This window comes from Priestia sp. JV24 (assembly GCF_025910025.1).
Lineage (GTDB): Bacteria > Bacillota > Bacilli > Bacillales > Bacillaceae_H > Priestia > Priestia megaterium.
In genome coordinates this window covers 1-17676 of sequence record NZ_JAPCIN010000007.1, presented here as the reverse complement: position 1 = coordinate 17676, position 17676 = coordinate 1, and the positions used below count along the sequence as shown (strand labels likewise).

Here is a 17676-nt window from a genome sequence, read left to right as displayed (position 1 = left end):
CTGGAGTATATACAGACGAAGGTGGATACATTTTGTATCAACCAGGGTGGAACCGCGGGAAAAACTCTCGTCCCTGGGCATATTGTTGATATGCCCAGGGACGAGAGTTTTTTTGTACCCGCTCTTTTTGTTTCGCTTGAATCACTACCATTTACAGGAGGAATTAGAATGTCAAAAACAATGGATCAAATCGTATCTCACGCTAAACACCGCGGCTTTGTATTTCAAGGATCTGAAATTTACGGCGGTCTTGCAAATACATGGGATTACGGCCCGCTTGGCGTAGAATTAAAAAACAATATTAAAAAAGCATGGTGGAAAAAATTTATTCAAGAATCTCCATACAACGTTGGTTTAGACGCTGCGATTTTAATGAATCCAAAAACATGGGAAGCTTCTGGTCACTTAGGAAACTTTAATGACCCAATGATCGACTGTAAGGATTGTAAAGCCCGTCATCGTGCCGATAAACTAATTGAAGAAAAACTTCAAGAAAAAGGCATTGAAATGATCGTAGACGGCCTTTCATTTGATGCAATGGCTGACTTAATTAAAGAACATGAAATTACATGTCCTGAGTGTGGTTCAGCTAACTTCACTGAAATTCGTCAATTTAACTTAATGTTCAAAACGCACCAAGGTGTAACTGAAACATCAACAAATGAAATTTACCTTCGTCCTGAAACAGCTCAAGGTATTTTCGTAAACTTTAAAAACGTTCAGCGCTCAATGCGTAAAAAGCTTCCGTTCGGTATCGGCCAAGTGGGTAAAAGCTTCCGTAACGAAATTACACCTGGTAACTTCACATTCCGTACGCGTGAATTTGAACAAATGGAACTTGAATTCTTCTGTAAACCAGGCACTGAATTAGAGTGGTTTAACTACTGGAAAGAAACATGTAATAAATGGCTTCTTTCTCTTGGTATGAAAGAAGAAAATGTTCGTCTTCGCGACCATGATGATGATGAACTTTCTCACTACAGTAATGCAACAACAGACTTTGAATACAAGTTCCCATTCGGCTGGGGAGAACTATGGGGCGTAGCTTCTCGTACAGACTATGACTTAAAGCAGCATATGGAACACTCTGGAGAAGACTTCCAATATGTTGATCAAGAAACAAACGAACGCTATGTACCTTACTGCATCGAGCCTTCTTTAGGCGCTGACCGTGTAACATTAGCTTATATGATTGATGCATATGAAGAAGAAACGTTAGAAGATGGCTCTTCTCGTACAGTTATGCAGCTTCACCCTGCTTTAGCACCATTTAAAGCTGCTGTATTGCCACTTTCTAAAAAGCTTTCTAACGAAGCTCGCGCTGTCTTTGAAGATTTAGCAAAATACTTTATGATTGACTATGATGATGCTGGTTCAATCGGTAAACGTTACCGTCGCCATGATGAAATCGGTACGCCGTTCTGTATTACATTCGATTTCGATTCATTAGAAGACAATCAAGTAACAATCCGTAACCGCGACACAATGGAACAAAAACGTGTAGCAATTAGCGACCTTAAAAATATCATTGAAGAAGCAACTCAATTTTAATTAAAAAATAAGCGTATGGCTGCTTCAGCCATACGCTTTACTTTTGATTCGAATCTTCTTGAAGGCGTTCTAACACCATTTGATACGCATCGCTTCCATAATTCAAGCAGCGTTTAACACGGGAAATAGTTGCTGTGCTTGCTCCAGTTTCCGTCTCAATTTTATGGTACGTGTTGCCTTCTCGCAGCATTCTTGCTACTTCTAAGCGCTGTGCTAATGATTGAATTTCATTAACTGTACATAGGTCATCAAAAAATTGATAGCATTCTTCAAGGTTTTCTAATGATAAAATCGCTTGAAATAGCTGATCTAATTCTTTTCCTCGTAGTTTGTTGATTTGCATCGTATCGAACTCCTTTATCATTGGCTTTCTTTACTGGTTGTTTCTATCTATAAAATACAGTTTCTATATTTATTTGCACATACATTCATTCTGTATGAAGACAGCCAATTTCATACAAATTTCAAATTCCTTTGATACTTTTATATTTTAACGCATTATAGACGGAAAAAGTACTTTTTTATTCATAACATCATAAATTCCTACTGGCGTGATACGAATATAGGGCAAATGTGTAGACGAAAAGAACAGCAGTGAATAGACAGGATCATCGTGCTTGTATCCTCGCCCACCCAGCACTTTCTTGAGTTCTACCTCTCGTTTACTTAACTCCTCCATCGGCAGGTTTGACATGACTCCTTTTAACGGAAGAACCAGTTCGTATACTACTTTCTCATCTTCTGTAATGACAATACCGCCTCCAATTTCTTTCATACGTTTGAATGCACACATCATATCTTTTTTCGATTTTCCAATTAAAATAAAATCACCTGTATTTGAAAATGAACTCGCCAGTCCCGATACATTTGTCGCAAATCCTTTTAACAGCGTATTGATCCGCCACTTGCCTTCTCGGTCCACCAGCACTAAAAAACTTTCATCATGATCAGAGGCCAATACATCTCCGCTCACATTCAAGTGAATTGAATACGGCTCCATAATAACAGCATTTTTCATTTTTACGCCTACTGGCATTGAAAATTGAAAATCGTCCATCGTTAAATCAAAGTCCAACTTTAACGGTGAAAAACCAAACTTTTCCCAAGGAAATTCTACTGAGGCTAATGCTTGTTCTTTGCCTTCTTTTTTCATCCACTTTCCTTTTGCTAGCACAAAGACCGGAGTAGGCCGCATAGGATCTTCTAAAATATTAATATTAGCCACACAGCCTGTTGCTACATGCCCGTGCAAATGTTCCATGTTATAATAGCGAGCAATATTTACAGACACCATATTATAAGCATCTAACACGGGAACCCCTTCTGAAATAGCTAATGTAATTAACATATCTGACACGCCATTTTGGTAAAAAGAAGGCGGAGAACCGTCTGTATTCATCGTAATATGGTCAAAATAATCTACCTGCAGCTCTTTTAACTCCTGCAGCAATTTTGGCAAATCCGGCCGAATTGAAGAGTGGCGCAAAGCAACGTCATAGCCTTGTGTTAACCGAGCAACAACATCTTCCCCAGTCATAGACTCATGATCGCTGTCTGCTCCGAGCAATTTCATTTTTGCCAAGGTAAATGCTGACGCCCCTGGGAAATGTCCTTCAATGTGCTTTCTCATCCGTTTTGTCTCTTGAACCCAGTGAAGCATTAAATCATCTCCGTCTAAAAGCTTCGGCCAACTTGTCAGTTCGCCTCCTTGTAAGACAGCTTCATTTTGTAGCCAAGAAGTAATGTTTGTATGTGAGAAGATGTCAGCCTCTTCATCAATTTCCGTCTGCGAATCAAATCTGCACCACCAATACAGCGATTGTGGTAACGTTTTCATTTCTTCAATCAATGAAAACGCCGTTTTTTGTTCGAGCTGTAAAGCGAGAATTAAATTATCATTAAACAAAGTCGTTGTTCCGTGCTTGGCTGCATATTGGGAAAAAGTCTGGGGATTATATAACTGAAACGGGTGAACATGGGGCTCAATATACCCAGGAACCACATATTTCTCACTGCAGTCTATAATCTCTGTAGAAGCGTCCGTGTGCTTAGGCATCTCTGAGCCGACGTATACAATACGATCTTGGTAAACCCAAATATGTGCTTTTTTCCACTGCTTCATTCGAGCGTTCAAATATGTTGCATCTTTTAAGACAATAGTTGGTGCTTTTTGACCGTTTAATACTAAGAGCTGCTGTCTAATATGTTTGCTTTTCCAGCGGTATCTTTGTTCCGGCATGCTAAATTCCCCCTAATTTACTATGTATTTTTATCGTAACACATCCGTGATGTAAACGCATTCAGAAACTGTTATTAATTTTATGAATAAAGGTGATAAAACATGAAACCAAATATCGGCATTGTTAACGCATTAATTCGACTTACGCTGGGTTTTACCCTTCTTTCTTGGACAACATCTCGTTTATCTCGCAGACCGTACAAAGATTCATACATCTTCTTAGGGTTAATGGGCGCTTTAAAAGTTGCAGAAGGCATCACGCGTTTTTGTCCCCTTACGTACGCATATGATTCATGTCAAAAACATGATGAACATGAACACCATCCAAACGGAAACGAAGAAACGTATAATCCTTCATAAGGTAAAAAGGAGAGCCGGAGCTCTCCTTTTTTATTTTAAAGCTGCTTTTGTTAATGCACGATGGCCGATGTCTTTGCGATAGAAAAAGCCTTTTTCTACATCGATATGAGCCATTTGTTTGTATACTTCTTGCTGCGCTTCTTGAAGGGTTGCTCCTTTGGCACCTACTAATAGAACGCGGCCCCCGTTTGAAACGTATGTGTCGTTTTCTAAAGCTGTACCAGCGTGGAAAACAAGCGCGTCTTCACTAATCGCATCCAACCCGTTAATTGGCGCACCTTTTTGATAATCTTCTGGGTAGCCTGCTGCTGCTAATACGATTCCGATAGCCGCTTCGTCATCCCATTCAATTTCTACTTTTTCTTCTTTCAAAATGCGAAGAAGCACATCGACTAAATCGCTTTTCATACGCGGCAGTACAACCTGTGTTTCAGGATCTCCAAAACGCGCATTAAATTCAATCACTTTTGGTCCTTTTTGTGTTTGAATCAGACCAGCATATAGAATTCCTGTATACTCACAGCCTTCTTCAGCTAATCCTTTAGCCATTGGAAGTAAGATGTTTTCTACAGCCTCTTGTACTTCTGCATCACTGATTTGCGGAACAGGAGAGTAAGCTCCCATGCCTCCTGTGTTCGGACCTTGATCGCCGTCAAAAGCACGCTTATGATCTTGTGCAATTACCATTGGATATACATTTGTACCGCGTACAAATGCCATTAATGAAAATTCTTCACCATCCAAAAATTCTTCTACAACTACTTTTGCACTTGCTTCTTTAAACTTTTGGTCAACTAGAAAATCACGTAATGTATCTACGGCTTCTTCTACTGTTAAAGCAACAGTTACACCTTTACCAGCTGCTAAGCCGTCTGCTTTAATAACAATTGGAGCGCCTTGCTTTTCCACATATGCTTTTGCTTCCTCGTAAGACGTAAATGTTTCATACGCTGCGGTTGGAATATCATACTTTTTCATGAGCTCTTTTGCAAAGCTTTTGCTTCCTTCAATCATCGCTGCTTGTTTACGCGGTCCAAAGACTGGAAGACCTTCTTGTTCAAACCGATCAACAATGCCTTCAATTAGCGGATTTTCTGGTCCAACAATTGTTAATCCAATCTTGTTTTCTTTTGCAAACTGCACAAGCTCTTCTTGGCTGCTTTCATCGATTGGTACAATCGTTGCCACATCTCTCATGCCCGGATTTCCTGGTGCTACAAATACTTCGTTAACAAGTGGACTTTTTGAAGCTTTCCATGCAATTGTATGCTCTCTTCCGCCTTTTCCAATAACTAAAACATTCACGTTCTTCACCTCATTAATGTTTAAAATGTCTTACGCCTGTAAATACCATTGCAATGCCGTATTCATCTGCTTTTGCAATTGACTCTTCATCACGAATTGATCCGCCCGGCTGAATAATAGCTGTGATTCCTGCTTTAGCTGCTGCTTCTACTGTATCGCCCATTGGGAAGAACGCATCTGAACCTAAAGCTGAACCTTGTGCTTTTTCACCAGCTTGTTCAATTGCAATTTTTGCAGCGCCTACGCGATTCATTTGACCAGCTCCGACGCCGATTGTCATGTCATCTTTCGCAAGTACAATAGCATTAGACTTAACATTCTTAACAACTTTCCATGCTAATTTTAAATCTGCCCACTCTTTTTCTGTTGGCTCACGTTTCGTTGGAACAGTAATCGTTGCATCATCAAATCCGAACACATCTTCATCCTGAACAAGCACGCCGCCTTTTACAGATGTTAAGAAAGCTTCTTTTTCTGCTTTTTCATCAAGCTCTATCGTTAGTAAACGAAGGTTTTTCTTAGCTGTTAATACATCTAATGCTTCTTGATCGAACGCAGGAGCAATGATGATTTCTAAGAAGATTTCTTTTAACTGAATAGCCGTTTCACGGTCGATAGGACGGTTAGCTGCTACGATGCCGCCAAAGATAGATGTAGGATCCGCTTCGTATGCTTTTTGATAAGCTTGAGCAATTGTTTCACCCACACCTACACCGCAAGGATTCATATGTTTGATCGCTACGATAGCCGGCTCTTTGAATTCTTTTACGATTTGAAGAGCTGCGTTTGCATCGTTGATATTATTGTATGATAACTCTTTTCCATGCAGCTGCGTAGCTGTTGCAATAGAACCTTTTTGTGTTAACGGCTTTTTATAGAAAGAAGCTTGTTGGTGAGGGTTTTCTCCGTATCGTAAGCCTTGAACACGCTCATACGTTACTGTTAATTTCTCAGGAGTTGTTTCACCTGTAATGTTTGTTAAGTATTCAGCGATTAATGCATCATAAGCTGCCGTATGACGGAATACTTTTGCTGCTAATCGTTGGTTGGTTTCAAATGAAACATTGCCATCCGCTTTTAACTCTTCTACTACGGTTGCGTAATCGCTTGGATCTACTACAACTGAGACAGAACGATAGTTTTTCGCAGCTGAACGAAGCATTGTAGGTCCACCGATGTCAATATTCTCAATCGCTTCAGCAAGCGTTACATCCTCTTTTTCAATTGTCTTTTTAAATGGGTATAAGTTTACAACTACAAAGTCGATTGGCGAGATATTATGCTCTTTCATTTGAGCTTGATGCTCTTCATTATCGCGTAACGCTAATAAAGCACCGTGAACGTTAGGATGCAATGTTTTTAAACGGCCGTCTAAAATTTCTGGGAAACCAGTTACTTCAGAGATTCCGATAACGTCAATGCCGTTTTCTTCTAGGGTACGCTTCGTACCGCCAGTTGAAATAATTTCTACTCCTAAGTCCTTTAATTCTTGTGCAAATGAAACAATACCTTCTTTATCAGATACGCTAATAAGCGCGCGTTTTGCTGTCATTTTGTAAACTCCTCCTGATCCGATCTCTCATTTAAAATCTTTCTTTCACTACTACTCTACCATAGTAAAGGATTAAAACTTTTTTGACAAGGTTCCATCCTATTTATTTAACTGCGGCTTGTTCAAATAATTCATTCAGTACCGCGGGATAAAATTGATGTTCAATTTCATGAATACGGGCCTCAACTGTTTCTCTTGTATCGCCTTTTTCAATGCGAATAGCCTGCTGGTCAATAATTGGTCCTGTATCCATGCCTTCATCTACAAAATGCACGGTAATTCCAATCACTTTTACTCCTGCATCAAAAGCTTGACCAATAGCATCAATCCCAGGAAATGCAGGTAAAAGCGAAGGGTGAATATTAACAATACGATTTTTGTATGGCTTAAGCAACGTCGAACCAACTAATCGCATATATCCTGCTAAAACAAGAAATTCTACTTTAGCTGATGTAAGCTCTGCAAGAATTGCTGCTTCATACGCTTCTTTATTTTCATAGTTTTTAGGCGAACAAACAAAGCATGGTATTCCACATGCTTTTGCTCGTTCAATTACGTATGCATCGGGTTTATTGCAAACAACAAGCGCGATATTTGCTTTTAATCGACCTGACTGAGTTGCTTCGTAGATGGATTGAAAATTACTGCCGTTTCCAGAAGCAAACACTGCAATATTTATCATGCAAACGTCCCTCCAGCAAATTCAACACCTGTTCCTTCTTTGACACGTCCGATAACAAATGCTTTTTCGCCTTCGTTTTCAATTGCTTCAATGACTTTATTCATATCTTCAGGTTCAACAGCTAAAACAAATCCGATTCCCATGTTGAATACTTCGAACATTTCTTTACGGTCTAGCTTGCCTTGCTCTTCAAGGAAATCAAACACGTATGGAATTGGCCAAGAACCATAATCGATTTCTACACCTAAACCTTCAGGAAGCATACGAGGGATATTTTCAACAAATCCGCCTCCAGTAATATGAGCCATACCTGCAATCTTAGCTGCATGTAATGCTTTTAGGACCGGCTTCACGTATATTTTTGTTGGTGTTAATAACTCAACTCCAAGCTTTTCGTTAAAACCAGCGTAAGTTTCTTGAAGATTTAATCCTTGATCATCAACGATTTTACGTACAAGAGAGTAGCCATTGCTGTGGATACCGCTAGATGAAATACCGATCAACAGCTGTCCAGCTTTAATCTCATCTCCAGTAATAATTTCTGACTTTTCTACTGCTCCTACTGTAAACCCTGCAAGATCATATTCATCTTCTTCGTATAAACCTGGCATTTCAGCTGTTTCTCCGCCAATTAACGCACAGTTGGATTGTTCACAGCCGTCTGCAATTCCTTTTACAATCGATTCAATTTTTTCAGGAACTGCTTTCCCGCAAGCAATATAATCTAAGAAGTAAAGAGGCTCTGCTCCTTGTGCTAAAACGTCGTTTACACACATGGCCACTGCATCCACACCGATCGTGTCATGCTTATCCATTTGAAAAGCAAGTTTCAATTTTGTTCCTACTCCATCTGTACCAGAAACAAGAACAGGCTCTTTTAAATTCAATGTAGATAAATCGAACATTCCGCCAAAGCCACCCACTGTTCCCATAATACCTGCACGAGCAGTGCGTTCTACGTGCTTTTTAATACGTGAAACAGCTTCATATCCTGCTTCTAAGTCAACTCCAGCTTGTTTATATGAATATGACATGTTGTCACTCCTTTTTTACGTTAAAACTAACAAGTTACCTTTTCATGAGGGTGTACAGTATCTGGATAAATTTCAGTTGGATACTTTCCAGTGAAACATGCCATACACTGTCCGCCGTTGCCTTCATACTGTCTGCCGATTGCATCTACTAACCCTTCGTTGCTTAAGAAAACAAGTGAATCAGCTTCAATCAATTCACGAATTTCTTCAACAGAGCGCGTAGCAGCAATTAGCTCAGAGGATGACGACGTGTCAATTCCATAAAAACATGGATTTTTGATAGGGGGTGAACTGATGCGTACATGTACTTCAGTTGCTCCTGCTTCTCGAAGCATACGAACAATGCGACGGCTTGTTGTGCCGCGAACGATAGAGTCATCTACCATGACAACACGTTTACCCTCTACAATTTTACGTACAGGAGACAGCTTCATTTTTACACCTTGTTCACGCAATTCTTGTGAAGGCTGAATGAACGTACGGCCTACGTATCGATTCTTAATTAAACCCAATTCGTATGGAATTCCTGACTGTTCTGCAAAACCGATCGCTGCTGAAATACTTGAATCGGGAACGCCTGTTACAACGTCTGCTTCAATCGGTGACTCAACTGCAAGTTGTTTCCCAAGGTTTTTACGAGCAGAGTGAACATTGATTCCATCAATATTACTGTCTGGTCTTGAGAAATAAATATATTCCATACTGCAAATTGCGCGGTTTACGTTTAATGTGAAACGTTCTGATTGAATACCTTCATCATTAATAATGAGTAATTCACCCGGCTCTACATCACGCTCATGAACTGCTCCAACAATATCAAACGCACATGTTTCAGAAGCTACTACATAAGCATCACCTAATCGTCCAATTGATAACGGACGCAATCCGTGAGGGTCAAGTGCAACCATCATCGTATCTTCTGTTAAGATAACGAATGCGTATGCGCCTTTAACCATGGATAAAGCATTTTTTACTTTATCTTTCATATCTTCATAGCCGCTTCGTTTAATTAAATGAGCAAGTACTTCTGTATCTGATGTTGATTGAAAAATACTCCCTTGGTTTTCCAGCTGATGCTTTAATGCATTTGCATTAACCAAGTTTCCATTATGAGCTAACGCAAGGCTTCCGCTATGAGAGCGGAAGTGAAGGGGTTGAACATTTTCAAACCCTCCGCCTCCAGCTGTTGCATAACGAACGTGTCCAATTGCTGCTTTACCGTTTAGTTGCTCTAACTCTCCGTGGCCAAATACTTCGTTAACAAGACCGACACCTTTCATTACTGTCACTTTTTCTCCGTCTGTTACAGCAATACCAGCGCCTTCTTGTCCGCGGTGCTGCAAGCTATGCAAACCGTAATAAGCAATCTGGCTTGCATTTTCATGTCCCCATACACCGAATACGCCACATTCTTCGTTTAAGCCTTTGATTTCAGCAAGCATGGAAGCGCTCCTTTCCAAGCAGTAGTTAATTCTTCAACTGATAATTGAACAAGAACATTTTCTTGATGTTTAACAGTTAATGTTGCGTCTTCTGTTACGCGTCCTACTAATGTTACATCTTGTACAAGCATTTCGAATTTTTCTTTATTCTCTGGAGAAACCGTTACGATAAAACGTGATTGTGTTTCACTGAATAGCTCTGCTGTTGCTTCGCCGTCTACCGTTACGTCCACACCTAATCCGCTGCCGTTCATCACTTTTTCAGCTAGGGCTACCGCGAATCCTCCTTCTGCAATATCGTGAGCAGATTGAACTGCGCCTTCACGAATTGCTTGAAGAAGCTGATCTTGACGTGTTTTTTCAACTGCTAAATCTAATTTAGGTGAATGCCCAAATACCGTACCGTTTTCTAGTACTTTTTGAAGCTCAGTACCTGCGAATTCTGCTTCAGCTTTACCAATAACATAGATTAAGTCATCTTTTTGCTTCGCATATTGAGTTGTAATATGGTTGATATCGTCGATCAAACCAACCATTCCGATAACAGGAGTTGGGTAAATTGCTTCACCTTTTGTTTCATTGTAAAGAGATACGTTACCGCCGATAACCGGAGTCGATAGCTCACGGCAAGCGTCGCTCATACCGTCTGTTGCTTTTTCAATTTGCCAGAAGATTTCTGGTTTTTCAGGGTTACCGAAGTTTAAGCAGTCTGTAATTGCAAGAGGCTGTGCACCTGAACATACAAGGTTACGAGCAGCTTCTGCTACTGCAATACGGCCGCCTACTTCTGGGTCTAGGTATAAATAGCGAGAGTTACAGTCTGTTGTCATCGCTAATGCTTTATTTGTATCACGTACACGAACAACCGCCGCATCAGATCCAGGAGATACAACTGTGTTTGTACGTACTTGATAGTCATATTGGTTGTAAACCCACTCTTTGTTTGCAATAGTAGGCTGCTTTAAAAGTGTTACTAACATATCACTGTGATTTTCAACAGTAGGAGCATATGCTGATTGCTCTTGGAACTCACGATAGTATGCTGGTTCTTGAGATGGCTTGTGGTATACCGGTGCATCTTCTGCTAAGGCATCTACAGGAACATCTGCTACTACTTCTCCGTTATGAGTTAAACGAAGGCGCTTATCGTCGGTTACGTGACCAACTGAAACAGCTTCTAATCCGTATTTTTCTACGATTTCTACGATTTCATTTTCACGGCCTTTTTCAACAACGATGAGCATGCGCTCTTGAGATTCTGAAAGCATCATTTCATATGGTGTCATACCTGTTTCACGCTGAGGTACAAGATCAAGGTTCATTTCAATACCAGAACCCGCTTTACTTGCCATCTCTGCTGAAGAACTTGTTAAGCCCGCAGCACCCATATCTTGAATACCGACTAAAGCGTCACACTTGATAAGTTCTAAGCAAGCTTCAAGAAGAAGTTTTTCCATAAATGGATCTCCTACTTGTACAGCAGGACGTTTTTCATCTGACTGATCAGATAGTTCTTCAGAAGCAAATGTTGCGCCGTGGATGCCGTCGCGGCCTGTTTTTGCTCCTACGTACATAACCGTGTTGCCAACGCCTTTAGCTTGACCTTTTTGAATGTCTTCGTGATTAATTAAACCCACACACATAGCGTTAACAAGCGGATTTCCTTCATATGAAGCTTCAAACTGAATTTCTCCGCCTACTGTTGGGATTCCTACACAGTTACCGTAACCTGCGATTCCCGCTACTACTTCCTCAAACAAATGACGAACCTTTGGAGATGTTAATTCACCAAAACGCAAAGAGTTTAAAAGTGCAATCGGTCTTGCTCCCATTGAAAAGACGTCACGAATGATACCACCTACACCAGTTGCTGCTCCTTGATAAGGTTCAATCGCTGATGGATGGTTATGACTTTCGATTTTAAATACAACGGCTTGGTTGTCACCAATATCAACGATACCAGCTCCTTCACCAGGACCTTGTAATACTTTTTCACCCGTGATAGGGAATTTTTTCAGTACAGGCTTAGAGTTTTTATAACTGCAGTGCTCTGACCACATAACAGAGAATAAGCCTGTTTCTGTATAATTAGGAGTACGACCAAGCAGTTGCTCTACATTCGCAAACTCTTCGTCTGTTAATCCCATGTCTCGATATAACTTTTGTTCTTTAATTTGCTCTACATTTGGTTCAAGAAGTAACGACATTTTGTTCCCTCCACTGCTTTACGATTGATTGAAATAATTTAAGTCCGTCCGCGCTTCCTAAAAGATCGCTTACCGCTCTTTCTGGGTGAGGCATCATTCCTAATACGTTGCCTGTTTCGTTTGTAATCCCTGCAATATCTTGAAGACTTCCGTTTGGATTATCACCTGCGTATTGGAAAAGAATCTGGTTGTTTTCAATCAATTTTTGTAACGTGTGTTCATCACAATAGTAGTTGCCTTCACCGTGTGCCACTGGAATAGCAATTACTTCATCTTTGCCATAAGCATTTGTAAACATTGTTTCGTTATTAGCTACTTTCAAATTCACTGTTTTACAGATGAATTTTAAGTTTTCATTACGGCGCATAGCACCTGGCAGTAATCCTGCTTCTAATAAAATTTGGAATCCATTACATACACCTAGTACTGGCTTTCCTTGGCTTGCTGCTTTTTTTACAGCGTCCATTACATTTGAGAAGCGAGCGATAGCACCTGAACGAAGGTAATCTCCATATGAGAAACCGCCTGGAAGCAAGATACCATCATATTGATCTAATGATTCTGTATCGTGCCAAACGTAATCTACTTCTTCACCAAGCTCATCTTTGATAGCATGATACATATCAACGTCACAGTTTGATCCTGGAAAAACAATTACAGCAAATTTCACTGTACGACAACCTCCTCAACCTCGTAACGGTAATCTTCAATTACTGTATTAACTAAAAGCTTTTCACACATTTCTTTTACGCGTTCATCTAATGAATCTGTGCTGTCGATTGTTAGCTCTAAAAATTTACCGATGCGTACTTCTTCTACTTCTTCATAAGACATACGGTGCAATGAATTTTTAACGGCTACTCCTTGAGGGTCTAATACACTTTCTCTTAATGTGACAAATACTTTTACTTTATACATGGTTGGGTTATCCTCCGATTCGCTGTAAGATTTTTTCGTATGCTTCTGTTAAACCGCCTAAATCTCTGCGGAATACATCTTTATCTAATTTTTCGTTCGTATGAACATCCCAGAAGCGGCAAGTGTCAGGTGAAATTTCATCCGCTAAAATAATGTCGCCTTGAGAAGTACGGCCGAATTCTAATTTAAAATCCACTAAGAAAATATCTTTATCTTTGAAAAATTTCGATAATATTTCGTTGATTTGAAGTGCTTGTGCCTTTAAACTATCAATCTCTTCTTGAGTTGCAGCTTTAAGGAAAATCGCATGTTCTGCAAGAATTAATGGATCACCAAGCGCATCATCTTTGTAGTAAAGTTCAACGATTGGCTGTTCAAAACGAATACCTTCTTCTACGCCAATTCGCTTCGCAAGGCTTCCTGCTGTAGCATTTCGTACAACAACTTCAAGCGGGACAATTTCTACTTTCTTAACCGCTTGTTCATGATCTGAAAGCTGCTTCACAAAGTGAGTTGTAATCCCTTGCTCATGTAACATTGAAAATAGTAAACTACTAATTTGATTGTTCAACTGTGCTTTTCCGCTAATCTCCGCTTTTTTCTGACCGTTGAATGCTGTAGCTTCATTTTTATAAGCAACCCACAATACATCTTGCTCATCAGTAGCGTAAATTTTTTTCGCTTTTCCTTCATAAAGTAACTCTTGCTTTTCCATGCTGTCACCTCTACATACAGAATATTCAGATACACTTTCTTAGATAAAGGCAAGGACGTGCCTTGCCTTTTTTATTAAAGACCTAAACGTTCAAAAATCATATCTACATTTTTTAAATGGTGCTTATGATCGAAGCAATCTTCAATCTCTTCTGGTGATAAGTGGCGAGTAATGCGCTCTTCGCCTTCAATTAAAGAACGGAAAGGAACTTGCGTTTCCCATGCTTCCATTGCTTTTGGCTGTACTAAGTCGTATGCTTCTTCGCGTACCATGCCTTTATTGATTAGTGTTAACAGTACACGCTGTGAGTAAATTAATCCTAGTGTACGATCCATGTTGCGCTTCATGTTGTCAGGGAATACTGTTAAGTTTTTAACAATGTTTGCAAAACGATTTAACATGTAATTTAAAGCAATCGTTGCATCAGGTAAGATGACACGCTCTGCCGATGAATGAGAGATGTCACGCTCATGCCAAAGCGGTACATTATCATAAGCTGTAACCATATAGCCGCGAATTAAGCGAGCAAGTCCCGTTACGTTCTCAGAACCGATTGGATTACGTTTATGAGGCATTGCAGATGAACCTTTTTGACCTTTTGCAAAGTACTCTTCAACCTCACGTGTTTCACTCTTTTGAAGACCGCGAACTTCTACTGCAAATTTCTCAATAGATGTCGCAATTAACGCTAGTACTGACATATAGTGTGCATGACGGTCACGCTGTAATGTTTGCGTAGAGATTGGTGCTGGTGAAATTCCTAATTTCTCACATACGTATTTTTCAACGAAAGGATCGATGTTAGCGAACGTTCCAACTGCTCCTGACATTTTACCGAATTCCACTTCAGCTGCAGCACGTTTTAAACGCTCTAGGTTACGCTTCATTTCTTCGTACCATAATCCCATTTTCAAACCAAATGTCGTTGGCTCAGCGTGTACACCGTGCGTGCGTCCCATCATAACCGTATACTTATGTTCTTGAGCTTTTTCCTTTAGTACTTCTACAAAGCGCTCTACGTCACTTAGCAAGATTTCATTAGCTTGCTTTAATAAATAAGATAGAGCTGTATCAACCACGTCAGTTGAAGTCAAACCGTAGTGTACCCACTTGCGCTCTTCACCAAGCGTTTCAGATACTGCACGAGTGAAAGCTACTACGTCATGACGCGTTTCTAGTTCAATTTCATTGATGCGGTTAATATCAAAAGATGCATTTTGACGAATTAACTTTACATCTTCTTTCGGAATATGTCCTAATTCTGACCATGCTTCGCAAGCTAGAATTTCAACTTCTAACCAAGCTTTAAATTTATTTTCTTCTGTCCAAATAGCTGCCATTTCTGGTCTTGTATAACGTTCAATCATGTTGTTACTTCCTCCGTTCTTTCCCAAATTCCTAGAGATTCGGCTTTTTCTATCGCCTCATCTATCTTATCAGCTAATACCGTGATATGTCCCATTTTTCTCTTCTCTTTTGCAACTTTTTTTCCGTACAAATGCAAGTGCATATCATCTAAACATTCGATTTTTGCCATTGTGTTCTCAATATGTTCCCCTAATAGGTTAACCATAACAGCAGGTTTTAATAAAGTCGGTTGTGCTAGGGTCCAGTTACAAATGGCTCTTACATGCTGCTGAAATTGAGAAAGATCACAAGCATTGATTGAATAATGACCTGAATTATGAGGTCTAGGTGCCATTTCATTTATATAAAGCTGACCTTCTTCAGTTAGGAACATCTCAACTGCTAATGTGCCAACTAAATCTAATCCTTTTGCTATTTCTTGCGCATATTGAAGAGCTTTCGCTTCTTGATCTGCTGTAATACGTGCCGGAACAATCGTTTGGTGCAAAATATGATGCTTATGAATGTTCTCAGCTACTGGTAAACATACCGTTTCGCCTTTTGCATTGCGGTGTACAATAACTGATACTTCTTTATCTAAGTTCATCCACTGTTCTACAATGCATTCCGACTGTGCTAATAGCTCAGCTGCTTCACGAATATTATTCTCATTTTTCACTAGAACTTGCCCTTTACCGTCATATCCGCCTCGGCAAGTTTTTACGACACATGGATAACCAATTGTTTCGACAGCTTTTAAAAGTTCTTCTTCAGTCGTAACGATTGCGTAATCAGGAACGTCTAGATTAAGCTTTGTAATCATTTCTTTTTCTAAACGACGATTTTGTGTAACGGCTAGTAAATGACTGCCTTGTGGCACGTAGCATTTTGTTTCTAGCCATTTCATCATCTCAACATCAACGTTTTCAAATTCATAGGTGATGACATCTGACACTTCAGCAAGCTGTTCAACCGCTTTTCTATCATCATAGTTGCCAATGACTTTAATATCTGCTACTTGACCGCAAGGAGAATCTTCTGTTGGTTCAAGCACTGCAATGTAATAACCCATTTCTTTAGCAGATAGTGCAATCATTCTTCCTAGCTGTCCACCGCCTACGATTCCAATTGTTTTACCAGGAGGTATAAGTAAATTAGACAAGTTGATCACTACTTTCTAACACGGATGATTTAATAGACTCTCTACGATTTTCAAGTTGATCACTTAACGTTGGATCCTGTGTTGCTAAGATTTGTGCTGCTAGCAGGCCAGCGTTCGTAGAACCAGCTTTTCCAATAGCTACTGTAGCTACCGGTACGCCGCCTGGCATTTGAACAATCGATAAAAGTGAATCTAAACCGTTTAAGTTACTTGATTTAACCGGTACACCTATTACAGGTAAAATTGTTTTTGCAGCAATCATACCAGGTAAGTGAGCAGCGCCACCAGCGCCAGCAATAATAACTTTAATCCCTCGTTCTTTAGCAGTTTCAGCGTACTCAAACATATAATCCGGCGTTCGATGTGCTGATACAACTTTCTTTTCATATTCAATATTTAATTCATCTAAAATGTCACACGCATATTTCATAGTGCTCCAGTCTGACTGACTGCCCATTACAACAGCAACTTTTACATTCATGAATAAAAGCTCCTTTTTCACGTTATAAAAAAACCTAGGGTAAAGTTATGGCTCACTAAAGGAAAGCCACAACTACCCTAGGTTTCATGTATCAACATTCCTTTTGAAAAGGAATCATGTTTACCTATTTAGTAATTGTACTCTCCTCATAGTCCAATGATTTACGGTCATCGGGTAGAAACTCGTGGGCCATATTCCCACTATTATATGAGGTTTCGGATATCTCAATTGACAACTTAATAATAACAGCCAAACTAGAAAAAAGTCAACCTAAAAATCGAATGTTTACTATTTTTATCATTAAAATGTTCGTATTTAGAGACTTTTCCCTTCGAAAACAATCTGTTGCTTTACCGGAACATAGTCCTTTTTACCATTTATTTCTTTTTCTTCAAAAATAGGCTTTTCCATTCGTCGAACAGGCATATACCCATCTTTTTTCATCCGATCTAAACAACTTGCGATTGTTTCATTTTCTTGTAATTCATACAGTACTTTTTTTGATTTCTTACCCAAAATGCAGCCTCCAGTTCGAAAAAAGTTTCTTACAGCGTCAAAAAGAGCTTTTATAACAGAAATTAAATGAATCCACTATAGTGTAACATAATTTAAAAGTTAAATTCATGCTGTAATTTTTAGAAACAAAAAAGACTAGTCATTGAATGACTAGTCTTTTTATTG

At 39.6% G+C, this 17676-nt stretch carries 17 protein-coding genes and 1 riboswitch; of the genes, 2 read left to right on the top strand and 15 right to left on the bottom strand.

Annotated elements, in window-relative coordinates:
• Positions 1-168 precede the first annotated feature (168 nt).
• Positions 169-1551 carry a glycine--tRNA ligase gene (locus OK414_RS01215; RefSeq protein WP_013055049.1) on the top strand — a complete coding sequence of 461 codons (1383 nt, stop codon included), beginning with the start codon at positions 169-171 and terminating at the stop codon, positions 1549-1551.
• A 37-nt stretch (positions 1552-1588) separates the two neighbouring features.
• Here the strand turns inward: OK414_RS01215 and OK414_RS01210 are convergent, their stop codons facing one another.
• The gene (locus OK414_RS01210) at positions 1589-1894 is read right to left on the bottom strand and encodes a YerC/YecD family TrpR-related protein (protein ID WP_013081447.1); all 306 of its coding nucleotides are present in this window, start codon (positions 1892-1894) and stop codon (positions 1589-1591) included.
• Positions 1895-2041: 147 nt separating this feature from the next.
• Positions 2042-3790, bottom strand: coding sequence for an adenine deaminase C-terminal domain-containing protein (locus OK414_RS01205; RefSeq protein WP_263045946.1), 1749 nt, complete (start codon positions 3788-3790; stop codon positions 2042-2044).
• Positions 3791-3892: 102 nt separating this feature from the next.
• Between OK414_RS01205 and OK414_RS01200 the strand changes: the two genes are divergently transcribed.
• Entirely contained in the window at positions 3893-4150 is a 258-nt protein-coding gene (locus OK414_RS01200) for a DUF2892 domain-containing protein (protein WP_016762773.1), read from the top strand.
• A gap of 30 nt (positions 4151-4180) precedes the next feature.
• On the opposite strand, the gene purD is transcribed toward OK414_RS01200, so the two are convergent.
• The 13 genes from purD to OK414_RS01135 all read right to left on the bottom strand — a co-directional run bounded on the left by purD (position 4181) and on the right by OK414_RS01135 (position 17511).
• Positions 4181-5455 carry a phosphoribosylamine--glycine ligase gene (gene purD, locus OK414_RS01195; RefSeq protein ID WP_034654678.1) on the bottom strand — a complete coding sequence of 425 codons (1275 nt, stop codon included), beginning with the start codon at positions 5453-5455 and terminating at the stop codon, positions 4181-4183.
• A 13-nt stretch (positions 5456-5468) separates the two neighbouring features.
• On the bottom strand, positions 5469-7007 hold the full coding sequence (gene purH, locus OK414_RS01190; protein ID WP_025752921.1) for a bifunctional phosphoribosylaminoimidazolecarboxamide formyltransferase/IMP cyclohydrolase: 1539 nt from the start codon (positions 7005-7007) through the stop codon (positions 5469-5471).
• A 103-nt stretch (positions 7008-7110) separates the two neighbouring features.
• The gene (purN, locus tag OK414_RS01185; protein WP_014461934.1) at positions 7111-7689 is read right to left on the bottom strand and encodes a phosphoribosylglycinamide formyltransferase; all 579 of its coding nucleotides are present in this window, start codon (positions 7687-7689) and stop codon (positions 7111-7113) included.
• A complete protein-coding gene (gene purM, locus OK414_RS01180; protein ID WP_013081441.1) occupies positions 7686-8723 on the bottom strand; it encodes a phosphoribosylformylglycinamidine cyclo-ligase in 1038 nt (345 codons plus the stop codon). Before purM ends, purN begins: the two co-directional genes overlap by 4 nt.
• Before the next feature lie 26 nt (positions 8724-8749).
• The gene (purF, locus tag OK414_RS01175) at positions 8750-10165 is read right to left on the bottom strand and encodes an amidophosphoribosyltransferase (protein ID WP_013055041.1); all 1416 of its coding nucleotides are present in this window, start codon (positions 10163-10165) and stop codon (positions 8750-8752) included.
• Positions 10141-12372 carry a phosphoribosylformylglycinamidine synthase subunit PurL gene (gene purL, locus OK414_RS01170; RefSeq protein ID WP_013055040.1) on the bottom strand — a complete coding sequence of 744 codons (2232 nt, stop codon included), beginning with the start codon at positions 12370-12372 and terminating at the stop codon, positions 10141-10143. The genes purF and purL overlap by 25 nt, the downstream gene beginning before the upstream one ends.
• Complete coding sequence (purQ, locus tag OK414_RS01165; protein WP_013055039.1) at positions 12356-13042, bottom strand: phosphoribosylformylglycinamidine synthase subunit PurQ; 687 nt, start codon at positions 13040-13042, stop codon at positions 12356-12358. Before purQ ends, purL begins: the two co-directional genes overlap by 17 nt.
• A complete protein-coding gene (purS, locus tag OK414_RS01160; RefSeq protein ID WP_013055038.1) occupies positions 13039-13290 on the bottom strand; it encodes a phosphoribosylformylglycinamidine synthase subunit PurS in 252 nt (83 codons plus the stop codon). The genes purQ and purS overlap by 4 nt, the downstream gene beginning before the upstream one ends.
• A gap of 7 nt (positions 13291-13297) precedes the next feature.
• Positions 13298-14005 (bottom strand): phosphoribosylaminoimidazolesuccinocarboxamide synthase, encoded by a 708-nt coding sequence (purC, locus tag OK414_RS01155; RefSeq protein WP_013055037.1) that lies wholly within the window; start codon positions 14003-14005, stop codon positions 13298-13300.
• A gap of 74 nt (positions 14006-14079) precedes the next feature.
• Positions 14080-15372 carry an adenylosuccinate lyase gene (purB, locus tag OK414_RS01150; protein ID WP_013055036.1) on the bottom strand — a complete coding sequence of 431 codons (1293 nt, stop codon included), beginning with the start codon at positions 15370-15372 and terminating at the stop codon, positions 14080-14082.
• Complete coding sequence (gene purK, locus OK414_RS01145) at positions 15369-16514, bottom strand: 5-(carboxyamino)imidazole ribonucleotide synthase (protein WP_013081438.1); 1146 nt, start codon at positions 16512-16514, stop codon at positions 15369-15371. The genes purB and purK overlap by 4 nt, the downstream gene beginning before the upstream one ends.
• A complete protein-coding gene (purE, locus tag OK414_RS01140) occupies positions 16507-16995 on the bottom strand; it encodes a 5-(carboxyamino)imidazole ribonucleotide mutase (protein ID WP_013055034.1) in 489 nt (162 codons plus the stop codon). Before purE ends, purK begins: the two co-directional genes overlap by 8 nt.
• A 129-nt stretch (positions 16996-17124) precedes the next feature.
• Positions 17125-17226, bottom strand: a riboswitch (purine riboswitch).
• 84 nt (positions 17227-17310) lie between these two features.
• The gene (locus tag OK414_RS01135) at positions 17311-17511 is read right to left on the bottom strand and encodes an NETI motif-containing protein (protein ID WP_016762769.1); all 201 of its coding nucleotides are present in this window, start codon (positions 17509-17511) and stop codon (positions 17311-17313) included.
• Positions 17512-17676 lie beyond the last annotated feature (165 nt).